Below are 14,597 nucleotides of genomic sequence, written 5' to 3'. Positions count from 1 at the left end.
GGTAAACGATGAACCGTTGGCGAACCCTCATCCGCTATACCCCCCGGCTTGTGGAAAAGCTACAACGGATCAACCCTCCCAAACTTCGCCTTGTGGTAGATGGCCGGGTGATCTACTGGGCCTTGCAGGTTCCCAAAGAAGACGACCTGGCCGCCCACGCGAGATGGCCGGGGATGAGCAGCCCCAGCCACGAGGGGTGGTTGGTCGAGATGCTGACCCGGTTCGAGCACGGCTGGCCCCACGCAAGCGAGGTGGAGCTTCTGGCCTTCTGGCCCCCAGACCGGCTCGAGCCCTTCGCTCGTGTAGCCCCCAAAAAGGCAGAGGCTGGCCGGTGAACCGTTACCCCCATCTTCCTACCGCCCTGCACACCCTGCTCGAGGCTGACGGGTTGCAGGGCGTGGGGGAAACGACGAATAACGGCGCATTTTGGCGCATACTGACAATAACTTGCAACTTTGGCGTTTTGCCGCCTGGCCCCTGCTCGACGAGGCTCATATCCTCGAGGTGACGCTGTACCGGGGAGCGGTCTGGCGATAATTTCTCAATTTTTCGCCTATAAAAACACCAAGTCGAACACGAGTATCAACCCGTGCGACTCCTAACTGTCGCAATTTGTCGCCCATAAAAAACCCCCAGGCTGGCCCTGGGGGTTGCGCTTATGGGAGCTCGAGATTACTCGATCTGCGCCCCCCAGGGAGCAAGCATGTGCTCGAGCTCCTGGCTGAACTGCTCCAACAAGGCCAAGCCCTTCTCATCAGTGGGGGTCAGGGCAACCTCGAGCCGGGCATTCATACCCTCGATGTCTATGTCATTCCCGTGTACCAGTCGCCCGAGCTCTCGGGCTACCAGTAGCACTTCATGCCAAGAGGTGGGAGAGTCAATCTGAAAGCGGAAGGTGGGGTAACGCTTCATGGGGTGTCCTTTCGTGGGGGTAGGGGTTGAGCCTACCCCCGGTCTTCTCAGGCTCCTACCTGACGATAGCTCCACTCGAGCTCAGCCACACGCTTGAGCCGGGACAGTTGGGCCTGGGCTTCCTCGATGGAGGAAAGCAGGGCCTCGAGGGCGGCATCATCCAGGCTCTCGGGCAGGTTCTTGAGCTCTGCACTGAGCATGAAGGCCACAGTTTCAATCGCTCTGGCTTGGGGTGGGAGGTTGTGGGTGGTGTACACTGGGCTTACTCCTTTCTGTGAGTGGTTGGGGGCTTGGTTTCTCAGGCTCAGCTCCTAACCGCCCCAATAGTACCATGTATCTTGACCTAGGTCAAGCTAACTGGTACTATTGGATTGTTGGGTATAAGCCCCAGAATCGAGGTGATGATGGTGAGGTGGAAAGTACAGCAATACCTGAGCACCCACGGGAAGAGCGCCTACGCCCTGTGGAAGGCTTCCGGTCTATCCAAGACCACGGTCTACGCTATTACCTCAGGAAAGCTCATCCGCACCGATTTTGAAACCCTGGCTAAGGTAATCAATGGCCTGGAAAAGCTCACCGGGAAGCGGGTAGAGCCTAATGACGTGCTCGAGGTGGTACGGGATGCCCAGGCTGACCAATAAACCCAGGAAGCGCAAGGATGGCCGCTATGAAGTGCGCCTGAGTATCCCTGAGAACGGGAGAAGGGTGCGTATCTCCATCTACGGCAACACTGCCCAGGAAGCCGAGCGCCTGGCCCGTGAGGTCAAGACCAAAGCCGAGCGTGGGCAGTTTAGCCGGGACAGGACGACCGTCACGGGCTTTGTGAAAGCCTGGCTCGAGCGCAGAACCCAGGAGGTCAGACCCCGAACGGCTGAGGCTTACCGCTATGAACTGGGCCTGGTGCTGCCCAGCCTGAAAGACCCCCTGGCCCCTGACCCCCTGGGGGCCCGACCCCTCAAAGACGTAACCCCTGCCCATATCCGTGAGCTACTGGATGACCTGGGCAAACGGTGCAGTATCCGCACCGTAAGGCAGGCTCGAGCCCGGCTGCACGCCATCTTCGAGGAAGCCCTGAGCCTGGAGCTCATCCACAGAAACCCGGTAGCACCGGTGAAGATCAAAGCCCCCCGTGACCAGGCCAAAGCCAAAGCTGGGAGGGCCCTCGAGCTCCACGAGGTGCAGGCCCTGCTTACCGCCCTGGATGCTCACAGTGACCCCAGGACTGCCCTCTCGTTACGCCTGATACTGGCCTGTGGGTTGCGTTTGGGCGAGGCCCTGGGCTTGCAGTGGCAGGATGTAGACCTCGAGGCCGGGGTGCTCAAGGTATCCAGGGCCTACAGCGCAAACCGCATCACCCTACCCAAGACCCACACGAGCGCCCGGACTGTACCCATCCCCAGGGCTACGCTGGAGCGGCTGAGGGCCTACCGGGACTGGTGGAGGGAGAAGCTGGGGGTCTATCCACCCCAGGGCATGTGGGTATTCGCCGGGAACAACCTGGATAAGCCTTTGGAATACCGGGCCCCTGCTCACCTGCTGACCAGGGTTACGAAAAAACTGGGAATCCCCCACGTCCGGGTGCATGACCTCCGGCACAGCTACGGCTCCCACCTGCTGGCTAATGGCGCACCCCTCGAGCTGGTATCCGAGCGCATGGGCCATGCCAACCCGAACATCACCCTGGGGGTGTACCGGCATCTGCTCCAGCACGAACGGCAGGGCTTTGTGATTGACCCGGAGGACTTGCTGCAACCCAGGGCGCAAGCCTAGGGGTCAAAAGTTTATTGGGGTCAAAACCTGGGGTCAAAACGAAAACCGGGGCTTTGAACAACCCCGGTTTTCTTCGTCCTGGACTTGGTGGGCTGTGCAGGAATCGAACCTGCAACCCACTGATTAAGAGTCAGTTGCTCTGCCAGTTGAGCTAACAGCCCAAGCAACCAATAAATATAGTGATTACCTGACCGCTTGTCAATATGATTTGAGCTTCGTCAACAGGGCGTTTGACCGTTTTTGCCTTGCCGTGCTATCTTTGGTGTTGCGCTCTGGCAAGCCAGCCAGGCGAACAACTCGGGGAGTAGCGCAGTCTGGTAGCGCATCTGCTTTGGGAGCAGAGGGTCGCTGGTTCGAATCCAGTCTCCCCGACCAGAAGCGCGAGCGACCAACAGGCCCAAGCCTGCCATGCGGGAGTAGCTCAGTTGGTAGAGCGTCAGCCTTCCAAGCTGAATGTCGCGGGTTCGAATCCCGTCTCCCGCTCCAAAGACCGCCCGAGGGCGGTTTTTTCGTAGACTGATTTCGCGTGCTTCGCAATGCCGATAAGTTTGCTAAACTGTCGCTTGCCCCAGGATGGGGTTCATTGCGCCCGTAGCTCAGTGGATAGAGCAGCCGCCTTCTAAGCGGTAGGTCGGGGGTTCGAGTCCTCCCGGGCGCGCCAGACCAAAAAATGGGCCATCCGCAGGATGTCTTTTGCGATTTGTGTGGTCGGATGAGGTGCAGTCGTTTAAGCCAGTTTTTGAGGCTGGGGTAAGTCACTCAGAAAGCGAACCGCTTTGTGGGCAGCTTCCCGACCCATGCGCACGACCTCCGGCAGGCCGACGCCGTGGTAGGCGGCACCGGCGAGGAAAAGTCCCGGCAGCGCTTCAGCCTGCAGGGCCTGGGCCACGCGCTCCAGATGCCCCACGGTGTAGCGGGGCAGGCCCAGCGGCCAGTGGAACACCCAGGTATGGAGGGGCTTGGGTAACCTTCCCCAGAGCCGCTCGAGGTCATGCAGCGCTAACTTAACCAGTTCGTCCGGGCTGGCTTCGACCCCGGAAAAATAGGCCCGCACCAGCCCAAAGCCTTCGGGGGCCCGTCCTGCCCACTTCTGGTCACTCCAGGTAAAGCCCCGTGCGCTGAAGCCCTGGCCCAGGCTCATCAAGAGGCCGTGGCCAACGCGAGGCGGCAGTTGCGCCTTATCGAAGGCAAGGCTGACGGTGGCCGAACTGCCGTAGGGAATTGCTTGCAGCGCCTGAGCAGCTTCGGGGTGCAGGTTTGCCAGCAGCTCTCCCGCAACCCCCGCGGGGGTAGCCAGCACGACAGCATCGGCATGAAGTGTGCCTTCTGGGGTGTGAACCAGCCAGTTCCCCTTCCGCTCGAGCCCCACCACGCGGACACCGAGCCGCAGGCTCACCCCGGTCAGCTGGGCCTCCAGCGCTTTCACCAGTGTGCCCAGACCGCCCTCGAGGGAAGCGAACAACTGCCCGGCTTCGCGGCTGCCCCGGGTCTTACGCTGGGCGATGGCTCCCCGGATCAGACTACCGTGTTGCTGCTCGAGGGCCACAAGCTGCGGGAAAGCAGCCTGGGTTGAAAGCTCGTAGGGGTCGCCCCCGTAAATGCCGCCCGAGAGTGGGGCTACCAGCTGCTCCCAGACCTGCCGCCCCAGCCGACGCTCGATGAAGGCGCCAAAAGCCTCGTCGTTCCCCGTTCTTCTGGGAAGGATCAGGTCGAGGAGGGCTCGAGCCTTGCCCAGAGGGCTCAGGAGCGGGCTCTGCGCCAGTGCCCGCAGGTCGCCCGGCACCACCATCTGCAAGCCTGCGGGAATCGGCAGCGCCTGCTCGCCATTGTGGATGAGCGCCGAAGGCCTGGCGGGCGTGGTGCCCACGATGCGGCTTTCCAGCCCCAGCTCGCGCATCAGCTCGAGCGCCCAGGGCTTATAACGCACCACCGCATCGGGCCCGCCTTCCAGTACAAAGCCGCCCTCGGCCACAGTGAAAATTTTCCCGCCTAAGCGGGTGTCGGCCTCGAGCAGGGTAATGGCCAGGTCGGGCGCGGCCTGGCGTGCGTAGTAGGCCGCCGAGAGGCCAGCCGCTCCGCCTCCCACCACCACCAGATGCGCCATCAGACCCCCCTCACGGGGGCGCTAAAGCGGGCCCATTCGCGCAGCACCAGGTCGCGCAGCACCTCGATGTAGTCGGGGTCGGCATTCAGGCTGCGGGTGCGTAGGAGGCGGAGGCCCAGCCGGGCAGCGGTGTTTTGCGCTTCGTAGTCGAGGTCGTAGAAGACCTCGAGGTGATCCGAAGGAAACCCTACCGCGGTCACCACCACCTCGCTGAACCCCAGGGCCCTGGCCTCCTCCAGTTTTTCGTTGACATCGGGGCCAATCCAGGGCTCCGGGGTGCGGCCTGCCGACTGCCAGGCGGTGTCCCAGTGCGTGAGGTTTAGCGCCCGAGCCACCAACTCGGCAGTAGCGCGTACCTGAGCCTGGTAACGCCCATCCTGGGCCGCCTTTTCGGGGATGGAGTGGGCGGTGAACAGGTAGAGCGCCTGCTCTGGCTTCCGCAGCCGCCAGAGCTGCTCCAGCACGCGGTTAGCCACCGCCTGAAGGTAGCCGGGGTGGTCGTAGTACTCCTCGACCAGGCGGAATTCCAGTGGGTGACCCAGCTCGGCAAGGGTAGCTTCTACCTTCTCCCGGTACTCGGCAATGCTGCGGGCCGAGAAGTGCGGGGCCGCCACAATGCCTACGGCCTGCCTGACCCCGTCCTCGGCCATGGCCCGCACCGCCTCGGCAATGAAGGGGTGCCAGTGCTTGGTGCCGTGGTAGACGCGAGCAGGGCCCCGCACCCTGGCACCGGGAGAAGCCCTGAGGGGGGTGGGGTAAAGCGGGAGGGTGGCGTTCAGAGCGGCCTCGAGGCGCACCGCCTGGGCAAAGGTAATCTCGTTCAGGGGGCTGCGGCCAATCAGATGGTAGCGCTCCTCCAGCTCTTGCAACAGCGCTTCGCTCGGCGGCCGTCCGCGGCGGATATCGGTGTAGTAAGGCAAAATCTCTTCTTGACGGTAGGGGGTGCCATAGGCCATCAGCAGAACGTTCATCTTGATCCTCGGTTGGGTTTCATGGGTTAAGTTGCACTTGTATAGAGATGAATTCAGGCTGCGCTAGAAAATCCTGCTCCGGGCGCAATACCTGAATGATTTTCGATCATGCCATTATCCAAAACATAGGCGGGACTCAGCAGGTGAAGCGAGAGGGTCTGTACAGGTCAAACGAAACTGGCGGAAAGGGCGTGGGCTCTCCCGATTGGAGGCTGCTCCTGGGCGCATTGCTGCTGCCCGGATTGCGGTGGAGGCCATCAGGCCAGATCGTCCAATATCTCCCGAAGCTCCTTCTTGACGCAGGTGAACATTGGGGTGTCGCGCAGGGTGTACTGGCTGGCCTCGGTGAAGCGTAAACGCTGCACCAGGTCTACAAACTCCTGGGGGTAGTTGGAGTCGAAAGCCACCACAAACTCCTGGTCGTCAATGCCGTAGGAGTAAGAGGTGTTGAGGGTAACGCCGGTGAAGGGGGCCGATACGTAGATGTGCTCGTCCATCATGCCCTGTCGGGCCTGCGGCGAAAGGTCGTACCAGGGGCGGGTTTTGATGAACGGGTAGACAAACAGATACTGCCCCTGCCCTGGCAGAAGCTGGACGCCCTCGCCTTCGGGGTTGAAGCGGTCCACATAGATGGAGCGTTTCTGCATGGAAAGGAAGGAGTAAGGCTGGCTCAGGTAGCCGGCCAGGGCAGTACGGTTCAGCTCCCGTTGCATGGCCTGGAAGTCGGGCACCTGGAAGCTGATGCGCCAGAGCATGAAGTCTGCATCGGCCCGCAGGCCCACCAGGCTGTATGAGCGCAGGATAAAGCCCTGGCCCCTGGCCGCCCAGCGCTCGCACACCTCGGCAAACTCGGCCTTGGCGGCTTCGATGAACTCGCGGCTTTGCCGACGGAACTCCGGGTTTAGCTTGAAGAAGGCGTAGTTCATGAACTGCCGCTTGGCCTGGTCGGGGGCCTTGCGGCTCACCAGGCCGGCGGGGTCCAGGTCTACCATGCGTCGGGTTTCTTTTTCCTTGTAGTCGCGGGTTTCTTTCTCACTCATGCGGGTTCCTCTTGGTGGCGGTTGTACTGATGAACGACTTCGACCAGATGGGCGACGTGCTCGGGGGGCGTGGTCCGCAAGACCCCATGCCCCAGATTGAAAATGTGGGGGCCGCCTCGCCCGGCTCGCAGCACCTGCAGGGCCTCTCGGGTGATCACCTCGGGGGGCGCTAGAAGAGTGGTGGGATCCAGGTTGCCTTGCAGCGTGCGGCCTGGCCAGAGCGGGCGAATTTCGTTCAGGGGCACGCGCCAGTCCACGCTGATGGCCTCGCAGGGCAGTTCGGCCAGGGTGGGGTAGAGGTGGCTGGCCCCTACGGCCAGGTACAACCTGGGGACGCTCAGGCCCGCCAGGCCTTCCAGAACGGCGCGGTTATAGGGCAGGCCAAAGGTACGGTAGGTGCGGGCGTCGTGCAGCCCGGCCCAGGAGTCGAAGAGCTGAACGGCCTGGGCGCCGGCCGCTATTTGCATTTTGAGGTAGCGCAGGGTGAGCTCGGTCAGCTTTTCCAGCAGTCGGTGCGCGGCGGAGGGTTCTTGTCGCAAGAAGGCCCGGAACACCTCGTAGTCCTTAGAGCCCGCCCCTTCGATCAGGTAGGTGGCCAGGGTCAGGGGGGCTCCGGCAAAGCCAATGGTGGCTACCTCGCGACCAGCCAGGGCCCGCCGCACCTGCTTCAGGGCCTCGGCCACGAAGGGGGCAATTTCCTCGCCTGGCGGCAGTTGCAGTGCTTCTATCTGGGCCAGACTTCGCAGGGGCTGGGCTACTACCGGGCCGGGGCTAAAGGCAATCTCCACCCCCATGGCAGGCAGGGGGGTCATGATGTCGCTGAAGAGAATGGCTGCGTCTAGCGGGAAGCGTTGCAGGGGCTGCAGGGTAATCTCGGCGGCCAGCTCCGGGGTGCGTACCATCTCCCAAAAAGAGGCCTTTTCCTTGATGGCCCGGTACTCGGGCAGGTAACGTCCGGCCTGCCGCATTAGCCAGATGGGGGCGTGGGGGGTATCCTCGCCCCAGGCGGCCCGGAGAAAGAGGGAGGTGGTGGTGGGGTTTTGTACGGTGTTCACAGTGGCTCCAGTGCTGCGCGGTGGGTGTTTGGCTCCTCGGTTACTGCAAGGGCTTTTTAGCGATGTGCGGGCTCAGTGGGGGGTTCGGGTTCGGGGGTGAAGCGGTACCCCACCCCCCAGACGGTGTGGAAGTGCTGGGGGTTTTGCGGGTCGGGCTCGAAAAGCCGGCGCAGGCGTACCACAAAGTTGTCTATGGTGCGGCTGCTGGGGAAGACCTCCTGGCCCCAGACCCGGTCCAGAATCTCGTCGCGGCTTACTACCTCGCCGGCCCGCTCAATCAAGAGCCGCAGAATGGCCATCTCGCGCTCACCCAGCAGCTCCTTGCGGCCATCCCGCAGCCGAACCGTCCAGGCGCGGAAGTCTATCTGGTGGCCGGCAAAGGTATAGGTAGGTGCTGCGCGGGTTTCCTCGCGGCGGCGCAGGAGGTTTTTGACCCGCAGCAAAAACTCCGGCAGGTGGAACGGCTTGCCCAGGTAGTCGTCGCCCCCCACCCTTAGCCCCTCCACGCGGTCTTCGGGCTGACCTTTGGCCGAGAGGAACAGCACCGGGGTGCTGTAGCCGGCTGCGCGCATCTGGCGGCAGACCTCGAGGCCATCCAGCTTCGGTAGCATCACGTCGAGCACTACCAGGTCGGGGTTCCACGCCGCCCAGCGCTCCAAGGCGGCCTGGCCGTCGGGGGCGATCTGCATAGCGTAGCCTTCACCCTCGAGGTTGTCGGCCAAGGCCTGGGCCAGGGTCGGCTCATCTTCCACTAAAAGCACTTTGGGTTTCACACAGGTCTCCTCTCAGTCTCGGCTAAGGGGAAGCTCAGGGTGAAGCGGCTGCCCTTGGGCAGGGCTTCGGCCCGCACCCGTCCGCCCATGAGTTCGGTGATGCTCTTGACTAAGTAAAGACCCAGGCCCAGCCCCCGGGTGCGGCGGATCTGCTCGTCGCCCACCCGGTAAAAAGGCTCGAAGAGCTGGGGAATCTCCCCCTTGGGCAGACCCACTCCGCGATCCTCTACCTCCAGGACAGCCTGGTCTTTCTCCAGCCTGAGCCGCACCCAGATGGGCTTCTCGGGAGCGGGGGTGTACTTTACCGCGTTGTCCAGCAGGTTGGAGAACACCAGGCCAAAGGCTTCGGGATCCAGTTTGACCGGAAGGGGATGGGGGGCAGGCTCGAAGTTAAGCTGGGCTCCCCGCGCGGTGAGGGTGCTCTGCTGGCGCGCCAGGCAGAGACCGGTGAGCCGGTTCAGCTCGAGCCGTTCCGGCTTCACCTGGCCCAGGCCCTGGGCCAGCCTCGAGGTGGTGAGGAGCCGCTCGGTCAGATCTTCCAGCCGGGCGATCTCCTGGGTCATGTGGGCCAGATAGGCCAGCGCCTTCTCGCGGGGAAGTTCGCGCAACTCCAAAGTTTGGGTGAGCAGACGCAGGGTGCTGATGGGGGTGCGAAACTCGTGGGTGGCCGCCAAAAGGAGGTTTTGCTGGCGGCGCTTGTACTCTTGCTCGCTTCGCAGGCTTCGCCCGATGATGTAGAGGCCCAGGAGCATGACCAGCAAAAAGACCGGCCCCTCGAAAGCAAACATGCGCAGGTGGCGCATCTGCTCGGCGCGGTAAGCCGCCAGTCGCTCGGGGTTCACGTAGACCCGCTCACCTTCGACCTCGAGGTGGGGGAAGGCCGCCTTTAGCTCGGCCAGAAGGGCCGACCTTTTCTCGGGGGCGGTGGCGGCCCAGAGCTGCTGCACCAAAGCGGCCTCCTGCAGCCAGGCGGTTTCGGCGTACTCGATGTTCTGCTGGATGTAGTTGCGTTGGAAGGCAAGCCACCAGCTAACCTGCGCCAGCAGAAACGCCACCACCAGGCCGAAGGCCCACCAGACCCAGTGGCGTGGCCAGGTTTTGAGCCGACCGCGCAACCCCACCTCCTATAGCCAGCCCGAGGCCAGAGCCTCCAGGGCGTGGTAGCTCACGATCAGGTCGGCTCCGGCCCGCTTGAGGGCAAAAAGCACTTCTCGCACCGCGCGCGCTTCGTCCAGCGCCCCGGCCCGCGCCGCCGCTTTGAGCATGGCGTACTCCCCACTCACGTTGTAGGCCACCAGAGGGAGGGTAGTGGTGGGCCGTAGACGGGCCAGTACGTCAAGGTAAGCCAAGGCAGGCTTGACCATGAGCATATCGGCGCCTTCGGCTTCGTCTAGGTGGGCTTCCTTCAAAGCCTCGCGGGCATTGCGCGGATCCATTTGATAGCTCTGGCGGTCGCCGAAACTGGGGGCGCTCTTGGCCGCCTCGCGGAAGGGGCCATAGAAGGCGCTGGCGTACTTTACGGCGTAGGAGAGGATGCCCACCTCAGTGTGCCCGGCCTGATCAAGTGCCCTGCGGATGTAGGCCACCCGGCCGTCCATCATGTCGGAGGGCGCCACGAAGTCGGCTCCGGCCTCGGCGTGGGCGAGGGCCATGGCGGCTAGCCGTTGGAGGCTTAGATCGTTGTCAATGCGCGGCCCACGGGGAGTCTCCATTATCACGCCGCAGTGGCCGTGGGTGGTGTGGGCGCAAAGACAGACATCGGTATAAAGCACCACCTCTTCGCCAAAAGCCTTGCGGGCCGCCCGCAGAGCCCTGGGCACAGGGCCCTCGGGGTCGGCGCTCGAGGCGCCCAGGGGATCTTTGGCTTCCTCCGGTAGAACGCCGAATAGAAGAAACGAGCGCACCCCAAGGCGCAGCGCTCTTTCCGCTTCGCGCAGGAAGTCGTCCACGCATAGTCGGCTCACGCCGGGCAGGGCTGCGACAGGCTCGGCAGGGCCCCGGCCGGGCATGACAAAAAAGGGGGCAATGAAGTCGGCAGGGCGCAGGTGGGTCTCGGCCACGCTCTCGCGCAGCGCGGCGCTTTGGCGCAGGCGGCGGGGTCTAGAGGAGAGGTTCTGGAGGGGGGTCTTGGGTTTCTTCAGCTCGAGCATCTCATACCTCGGATGGTCTCCAGCACGGCCTTCGCGCTGGGCTGGGGTAGAAGGGTGTAGGGGAAGCCTCGCTGGCGCAGGGCTGCCGCGGTGGTGGGGCCCAGGGCCAGCAGGCGGGACTTCTGGCCAATCTCTGGGGGCAGGGCTTCCACCGCTGAAGGGCTGGCCAGCAACACCAGGTCGGGGGGGGAGAGTTCTTCGGGCCAGGCTCGGCCCTGAGTCTCGTAGACCGGGATGCTCCTTACCGTGTAGCCCGCTGCCCTTAGGCGCTGGGCCAGCACCGGCCGGGCCCGGTTGCCCTGGGGCAGGCCCACAAAACCGAAGGGGCGGGCATGCAAGAAGGCCTCCGCCAGACCCTCGGCGCTTGCCTCCGGCGCCACCAGCGCTACCTTTCCACCTGCCGCTTCTAGGGCCTGCTGGGTGGCCGGGCCCACCGCACCTAAGAAGCGCCCCCCAAGTTGCCCGCCGTTGTCCAATACTCCCTGCACCGCGGCCGGACTGGTAAAAAGCCATATCCGGCAGTCCAGCAAGGGTGAGAGATCGGCCTTTAAGGTGCGGGTCTCGATCAGGGGAACCCGGAGTACCCTCAGGCCGAGAACCTCCAGGGCCTCTGCCAGGCCGGCTAGACGGCCTTCCGACTGGGTCAGGGCGATGACCATACCACCTCCGGGTGCTCGGCGCAGATTTGCTGGAAGACCCCCTCGGCCACCGCCTCGGGGTTCTGGCCGATTGCGCGGTAGATCCGCCCTTTGTACCAGGCAAGAAGTTCTAGGCCTTGCGGGCCCTCTTCCGCGTAGGCCCCTAGGGCGAGCTGACACCCTCCGGCCAGCCGGGCCATCAGGCCCCGCTCGGCGGCTACGGTTCGGCGGGTTTTGGGGTCGTCGAGGTGCTTCACCAGGGCTTTCAGCTCCAGGTCGCCTTCCCGGCATTCCAGGGCCAACGCCCCCTGAGCCGGGGCCGGCACCAGCAGCGTAGGCGGGAGCGCCGCGGCGTAAAAGGAACTTAAGTCCGCCCCCAGCCGCCTTACCCCGGCGTAGGCCAGAAGTACCGCCTCGTACTCGCCTCTAGCCAGCTTCTCGAGACGGGTGGGTACGTTGCCGCGGAGTTCTTGCGGCCTCAGGTCGGGGCGCAGGTGGCGGAGCTGGGCCTGGCGGCGCACCGCGCTGCTGCCCACCCGAGCGCCCCGGCAGAGGGGCAGGTGGGCCGCCTTTTCGTCCACCGCTTCAGGCCGGGCCAGAATGAGATCGCGGGGGTCTTCGCGGGGAGGCACAGCGACTATCTCGAGCCCCATGGGCCGGGCGCTGGGCAGGTCTTTGTAAGAGTGCACCGCCAGGTCGGCCCGGCCCTCCAGCACAGCCTCCTGCACCGCCTTGGTGAAGAAGCCCTGGCCTTGCATCTGGGCGAAGGGGCGCTGCTCGCGGTCGCCTTGGGTCTCTACCACCACCAGCTCCGCCACAGCGCCTAGAGCCTCCAGACCAGCCCTTACCCAGCCGGTTTGCTCCAGGGCCAGCCGGCTGCCGCGGGTGGCGAGCCGCACCCTAGTCACGCTCCACCTCCAGAAGCCCGGCCTCCTGCAAGAAAGCCAGGGCGGCCTCGACGCCGTGCTGCCGAAGCAGGCCGCGCAGGCCCTTGGCAGGTAGGTGGGCGAAGCGGTGGGCCAGCCGCTCTAAGAGTTCTGGCTCTACGCGTTCACCCACCAATTCCCTTAGGGTCAGGCGGTAAAGCTCCCGCATCCGGGCGATAGCCGGGCCGATGCTTCGCTCGGCCCACTCCGCCACCACCCCCTCGACCTCCTGCAACACGATCGCCTCCGCGCGGGCCAGATCGGCCTGCAGACGTGCGCGGCGTTCGTTGCCCAGCCGCTCCAGGTAGTCCAGATCAAGAAGTCTCGCCTTGCCGACCGCTTCCGGCACGACGTTTGGCGGCAGGCCCAGATCGACCACTGCTCTGAGCCTGGGCTGCTGCCGAAAGAAGGAAAAGCCGAACAGACCAGCCACCGGCGTGGCCGCGACCAGCGCGTCCAGCGAGGGGGGGCGTTCTAAAAAGACCTCCAACCCCATGGCCCTCGCCCCCAGGGCTTCCGCCAGCGCTTGGGCTTTCCCCAGGCTTCGGTTGACCAGCCAGAGCTCTACGCCCTCCAAAGCGGCCAGGCTTCGGGCCGCCAGGGTACCCATCTTCCCCACGCCCACCACCGCTACCCGGGCAGGCCGGGGCAGGAGGTCTTCCAGAACCGGGCGAGCCAGGCTGAAGAGCGAGGTTCGCGCCGGGGCCAGGGCCACCTCCCGGCGTACCCTTTTGCCGATCCTCAGGGCTTGCTGAAAGGCAAAGGCGGTGATGGGGCCTACCGTGCCGGCTTCCCGGGCGGCCTCGAAGGCCTGCCGCACCTGCTGCATGATCTGGCCCTCGCCGGGGTTGACCGAGTCCAGCGAGGCCGCCACCCGGGCGAGGTGTTCTAAGGCGGCCTCGCCGGCGAAGGCGTAGCCGCGGGGCAGGTGAGGGGGGATCAGGCGGGCCCGAAGGGGCTCGAGGCTTGCCCCCTCGGCCAGCGCCAGGATCAGCTCGCTGCGGTTGCAGGTCAGCAGCGTCACACGTTCCTCCACCTCGGGAGGAAGGTGAGGATGGCTTTGCAGCCAGGCGTTCCAAGCCCGCAAGGCGGCGCTGCCCCCCCGTCGTTGCGAGACCCCGATGAGCGTCAATCGCTCCATATGCAAATGATTATCAACTGCACAAGACTTATAAAAGTGTCACAAAACTGTCACTCGAATAGATGGTTCCGTGAAATACCCTTGAACCCTAGCGCTTCCGGAGTACAAACCCTGTAAAACTTCGGCGCTGCCCAAGCACCTTGTCGTGGGCCTCAAAAGAGCGCCTGACTTGTTGCTTTAGGCAGACTTCCTCAGTTCAGGCGAATCTCAGAAATGGGCCTGAGGGGTTTGCAGTTTGATGCAAGGGAGAAGAGGGTGACAAACTGCGTCCCAGATAATGTTTCTGCCAACTTCACCCGAAGGTTATTTGCTGAAATATGCCTACTTTTGCTGCGCTATAAACTGGGCAAACTCTGTGACCAAAGCCCCCATGCGCTCAACGCGGGGATAGAAGCAACGAATGCCCGCTTTTTGCAGGGGAATTGCGGTGATGTGCCCGATGGCGAGGGCCCAGACCCGCTCAAAGGCGGCTTTTACCCGGCAGAGCTGACCGCTCTTTTGCGCATGATCCAGCAGGTACTCTACCTGGGGCTGGCTGGTGAACACCAGGGCGTCGAGCGCCCCTTCCAGAATCTCGCGGATGAGGGTGTCCAGGGCAGCCTCACTGGCCGGGATGTGCCGATAGGGCATTAATTCCTCCACCCAGGCGCCTTGTTCCCTCAAAAAGCGCACCAGCCGAGGGGCTGGCTGGCCGTAGAGCTGCACGAAGACCCTCGAGCCGGCTAGCGGATGCCCCTTGAGGGCTTCTATGAGTCCTTCTACGGTGCCGTCTTCGTCCCAGGCCACAGCCTGTAAGCCCTGCTGAAGCAAGGCTCGGCTGGACTTGTAGCCGCGTTGAGCCAGCTTGCTTTGCCTGAGCTGAGCGTAGACGCTTTCCCATAGCCCCAGGGCTTCGGCCTGGCGATGAAGTTCTTCGACTCCTGCTCCGGTGGTGAAGATGACCCAGTCGGCCCCCCCACAAGCGAATTTTTCGAGCTGAGCCCGCAGGGTCTCGGGCGAAGCCAGTACGGTTTCTACGGTGGGCCGGTGGAGGGCATGGGCCCCCTGCTTTTCCAGGATCAGGGCCAAGTCGGCCGCCCGGCGTGGGCCGCACAAGGCAACGCGCATCCCTTCCAAG

16 protein-coding genes and 4 tRNA genes are annotated in these 14,597 nt (G+C 63.8%); 6 read left to right on the top strand and 14 right to left on the bottom strand.

The genetic code is table 11. From position 1 onward, the window contains the following. Positions 1 to 8 precede the first annotated feature (8 nt). The gene (locus J3L12_RS06730; RefSeq protein ID WP_208014278.1) at positions 9 to 335 is read left to right on the top strand and encodes a hypothetical protein; all 327 of its coding nucleotides are present in this window, start codon (positions 9 to 11) and stop codon (positions 333 to 335) included. Between the two features lie 337 nt (positions 336 to 672). Here J3L12_RS06730 and J3L12_RS06725 read toward each other — a convergent pair whose 3' ends face one another. Then, positions 673 to 912, bottom strand: a complete 240-nt coding sequence (locus J3L12_RS06725; protein ID WP_208014277.1) for a hypothetical protein — start codon at positions 910 to 912, stop codon at positions 673 to 675. Between the two features lie 47 nt (positions 913 to 959). Further along, positions 960 to 1,169: a hypothetical protein gene (locus J3L12_RS06720; protein WP_208014276.1), complete on the bottom strand. Its 210-nt coding sequence runs from the start codon at positions 1,167 to 1,169 to the stop codon at positions 960 to 962. A 144-nt stretch (positions 1,170 to 1,313) separates the two neighbouring features. On the opposite strand from J3L12_RS06720, the gene J3L12_RS06715 reads away from it, so the two are divergent. Together J3L12_RS06715 and J3L12_RS06710 are read left to right on the top strand one after the other, a co-directional pair. After that, positions 1,314 to 1,553, top strand: coding sequence for a helix-turn-helix transcriptional regulator (locus J3L12_RS06715; RefSeq protein WP_208014275.1), 240 nt, complete (start codon positions 1,314 to 1,316; stop codon positions 1,551 to 1,553). Continuing rightward, entirely contained in the window at positions 1,534 to 2,682 is a 1,149-nt protein-coding gene (locus J3L12_RS06710) for a site-specific integrase (RefSeq protein WP_208014274.1), read from the top strand. Before J3L12_RS06715 ends, J3L12_RS06710 begins: the two co-directional genes overlap by 20 nt. An 85-nt stretch (positions 2,683 to 2,767) precedes the next feature. On the opposite strand, the gene J3L12_RS06705 is transcribed toward J3L12_RS06710, so the two are convergent. Continuing rightward, positions 2,768 to 2,843, bottom strand: a tRNA-Lys gene (locus J3L12_RS06705). A gap of 137 nt (positions 2,844 to 2,980) precedes the next feature. On the opposite strand from J3L12_RS06705, the gene J3L12_RS06700 reads away from it, so the two are divergent. The 3 genes from J3L12_RS06700 to J3L12_RS06690 all read left to right on the top strand — a co-directional run bounded on the left by J3L12_RS06700 (position 2,981) and on the right by J3L12_RS06690 (position 3,343). After that, a tRNA-Pro gene (locus J3L12_RS06700) sits at positions 2,981 to 3,057 on the top strand. 35 nt (positions 3,058 to 3,092) lie between these two features. After that, a tRNA-Gly gene (locus J3L12_RS06695) sits at positions 3,093 to 3,168 on the top strand. Between the two features lie 99 nt (positions 3,169 to 3,267). Then, positions 3,268 to 3,343: transfer RNA gene (locus J3L12_RS06690), tRNA-Arg, on the top strand. A 66-nt stretch (positions 3,344 to 3,409) separates the two neighbouring features. On the opposite strand, the gene hemG is transcribed toward J3L12_RS06690, so the two are convergent. The 11 genes from hemG to J3L12_RS06635 all read right to left on the bottom strand — a co-directional run bounded on the left by hemG (position 3,410) and on the right by J3L12_RS06635 (position 14,587). Then, positions 3,410 to 4,786 carry a protoporphyrinogen oxidase gene (gene hemG, locus J3L12_RS06685; protein ID WP_208014273.1) on the bottom strand — a complete coding sequence of 459 codons (1,377 nt, stop codon included), beginning with the start codon at positions 4,784 to 4,786 and terminating at the stop codon, positions 3,410 to 3,412. Next, positions 4,786 to 5,757 (bottom strand): ferrochelatase, encoded by a 972-nt coding sequence (gene hemH, locus J3L12_RS06680; protein WP_208014272.1) that lies wholly within the window; start codon positions 5,755 to 5,757, stop codon positions 4,786 to 4,788. The genes hemG and hemH overlap by 1 nt, the downstream gene beginning before the upstream one ends. A 257-nt stretch (positions 5,758 to 6,014) precedes the next feature. Further along, positions 6,015 to 6,797, bottom strand: coding sequence for a chlorite dismutase family protein (locus tag J3L12_RS06675; protein WP_208014271.1), 783 nt, complete (start codon positions 6,795 to 6,797; stop codon positions 6,015 to 6,017). Then, positions 6,794 to 7,852 (bottom strand): uroporphyrinogen decarboxylase, encoded by a 1,059-nt coding sequence (gene hemE, locus J3L12_RS06670; protein WP_208014270.1) that lies wholly within the window; start codon positions 7,850 to 7,852, stop codon positions 6,794 to 6,796. The genes J3L12_RS06675 and hemE overlap by 4 nt, the downstream gene beginning before the upstream one ends. A gap of 56 nt (positions 7,853 to 7,908) precedes the next feature. After that, on the bottom strand, positions 7,909 to 8,625 hold the full coding sequence (locus tag J3L12_RS17085) for a response regulator transcription factor (RefSeq protein ID WP_208014269.1): 717 nt from the start codon (positions 8,623 to 8,625) through the stop codon (positions 7,909 to 7,911). Then, complete coding sequence (locus J3L12_RS06660; protein WP_208014268.1) at positions 8,622 to 9,740, bottom strand: HAMP domain-containing sensor histidine kinase; 1,119 nt, start codon at positions 9,738 to 9,740, stop codon at positions 8,622 to 8,624. The genes J3L12_RS17085 and J3L12_RS06660 overlap by 4 nt, the downstream gene beginning before the upstream one ends. 9 nt (positions 9,741 to 9,749) lie before the next feature. After that, a complete protein-coding gene (gene hemB, locus J3L12_RS06655; protein ID WP_208014267.1) occupies positions 9,750 to 10,775 on the bottom strand; it encodes a porphobilinogen synthase in 1,026 nt (341 codons plus the stop codon). Continuing rightward, positions 10,763 to 11,434, bottom strand: a complete 672-nt coding sequence (locus J3L12_RS06650) for a uroporphyrinogen-III synthase (RefSeq protein WP_208014266.1) — start codon at positions 11,432 to 11,434, stop codon at positions 10,763 to 10,765. The genes hemB and J3L12_RS06650 overlap by 13 nt, the downstream gene beginning before the upstream one ends. After that, complete coding sequence (hemC, locus tag J3L12_RS06645; RefSeq protein WP_208014265.1) at positions 11,419 to 12,321, bottom strand: hydroxymethylbilane synthase; 903 nt, start codon at positions 12,319 to 12,321, stop codon at positions 11,419 to 11,421. Before hemC ends, J3L12_RS06650 begins: the two co-directional genes overlap by 16 nt. Beyond that, a complete protein-coding gene (locus tag J3L12_RS06640; protein ID WP_208014264.1) occupies positions 12,314 to 13,480 on the bottom strand; it encodes a glutamyl-tRNA reductase in 1,167 nt (388 codons plus the stop codon). The genes hemC and J3L12_RS06640 overlap by 8 nt, the downstream gene beginning before the upstream one ends. 321 nt (positions 13,481 to 13,801) lie before the next feature. Then, the gene (locus tag J3L12_RS06635; protein WP_208014263.1) at positions 13,802 to 14,587 is read right to left on the bottom strand and encodes a uroporphyrinogen-III synthase; all 786 of its coding nucleotides are present in this window, start codon (positions 14,585 to 14,587) and stop codon (positions 13,802 to 13,804) included. Positions 14,588 to 14,597: the final 10 nt, after the last annotated feature.

The sequence above is a fragment of the Meiothermus sp. CFH 77666 genome (assembly GCF_017497985.1).
Taxonomy (GTDB): domain Bacteria; phylum Deinococcota; class Deinococci; order Deinococcales; family Thermaceae; genus Meiothermus.
The sequence above is the reverse complement of the archived record's forward strand: the minus strand, read 5'-3'. Positions and strand labels throughout refer to the sequence as shown.

Bases quoted from the DNA above. Each gene is read 5' to 3' on its own strand.
- J3L12_RS06730 (WP_208014278.1), top strand. From the start codon at position 9: ATGAACCGTTGGCGAACCCTCATCCGCTATACCCCCCGGCTTGTGGAA.
- J3L12_RS06725 (WP_208014277.1), bottom strand. From the start codon at position 912: ATGAAGCGTTACCCCACCTTCCGCTTTCAGATTGACTCTCCCACCTCT.
- J3L12_RS06715 (WP_208014275.1), top strand. From the start codon at position 1,314: ATGATGGTGAGGTGGAAAGTACAGCAATACCTGAGCACCCACGGGAAG.
- J3L12_RS06710 (WP_208014274.1), top strand. From the start codon at position 1,534: ATGCCCAGGCTGACCAATAAACCCAGGAAGCGCAAGGATGGCCGCTAT.
- hemG (WP_208014273.1), bottom strand. From the start codon at position 4,786: ATGGCGCATCTGGTGGTGGTGGGAGGCGGAGCGGCTGGCCTCTCGGCG.
- hemH (WP_208014272.1), bottom strand. From the start codon at position 5,757: ATGAACGTTCTGCTGATGGCCTATGGCACCCCCTACCGTCAAGAAGAG.
- J3L12_RS06675 (WP_208014271.1), bottom strand. From the start codon at position 6,797: ATGAGTGAGAAAGAAACCCGCGACTACAAGGAAAAAGAAACCCGACGC.
- hemB (WP_208014267.1), bottom strand. From the start codon at position 10,775: ATGCTCGAGCTGAAGAAACCCAAGACCCCCCTCCAGAACCTCTCCTCT.
- J3L12_RS06650 (WP_208014266.1), bottom strand. From the start codon at position 11,434: ATGGTCATCGCCCTGACCCAGTCGGAAGGCCGTCTAGCCGGCCTGGCA.
- J3L12_RS06640 (WP_208014264.1), bottom strand. From the start codon at position 13,480: ATGGAGCGATTGACGCTCATCGGGGTCTCGCAACGACGGGGGGGCAGC.
- J3L12_RS06635 (WP_208014263.1), bottom strand. From the start codon at position 14,587: ATGCGCGTTGCCTTGTGCGGCCCACGCCGGGCGGCCGACTTGGCCCTG.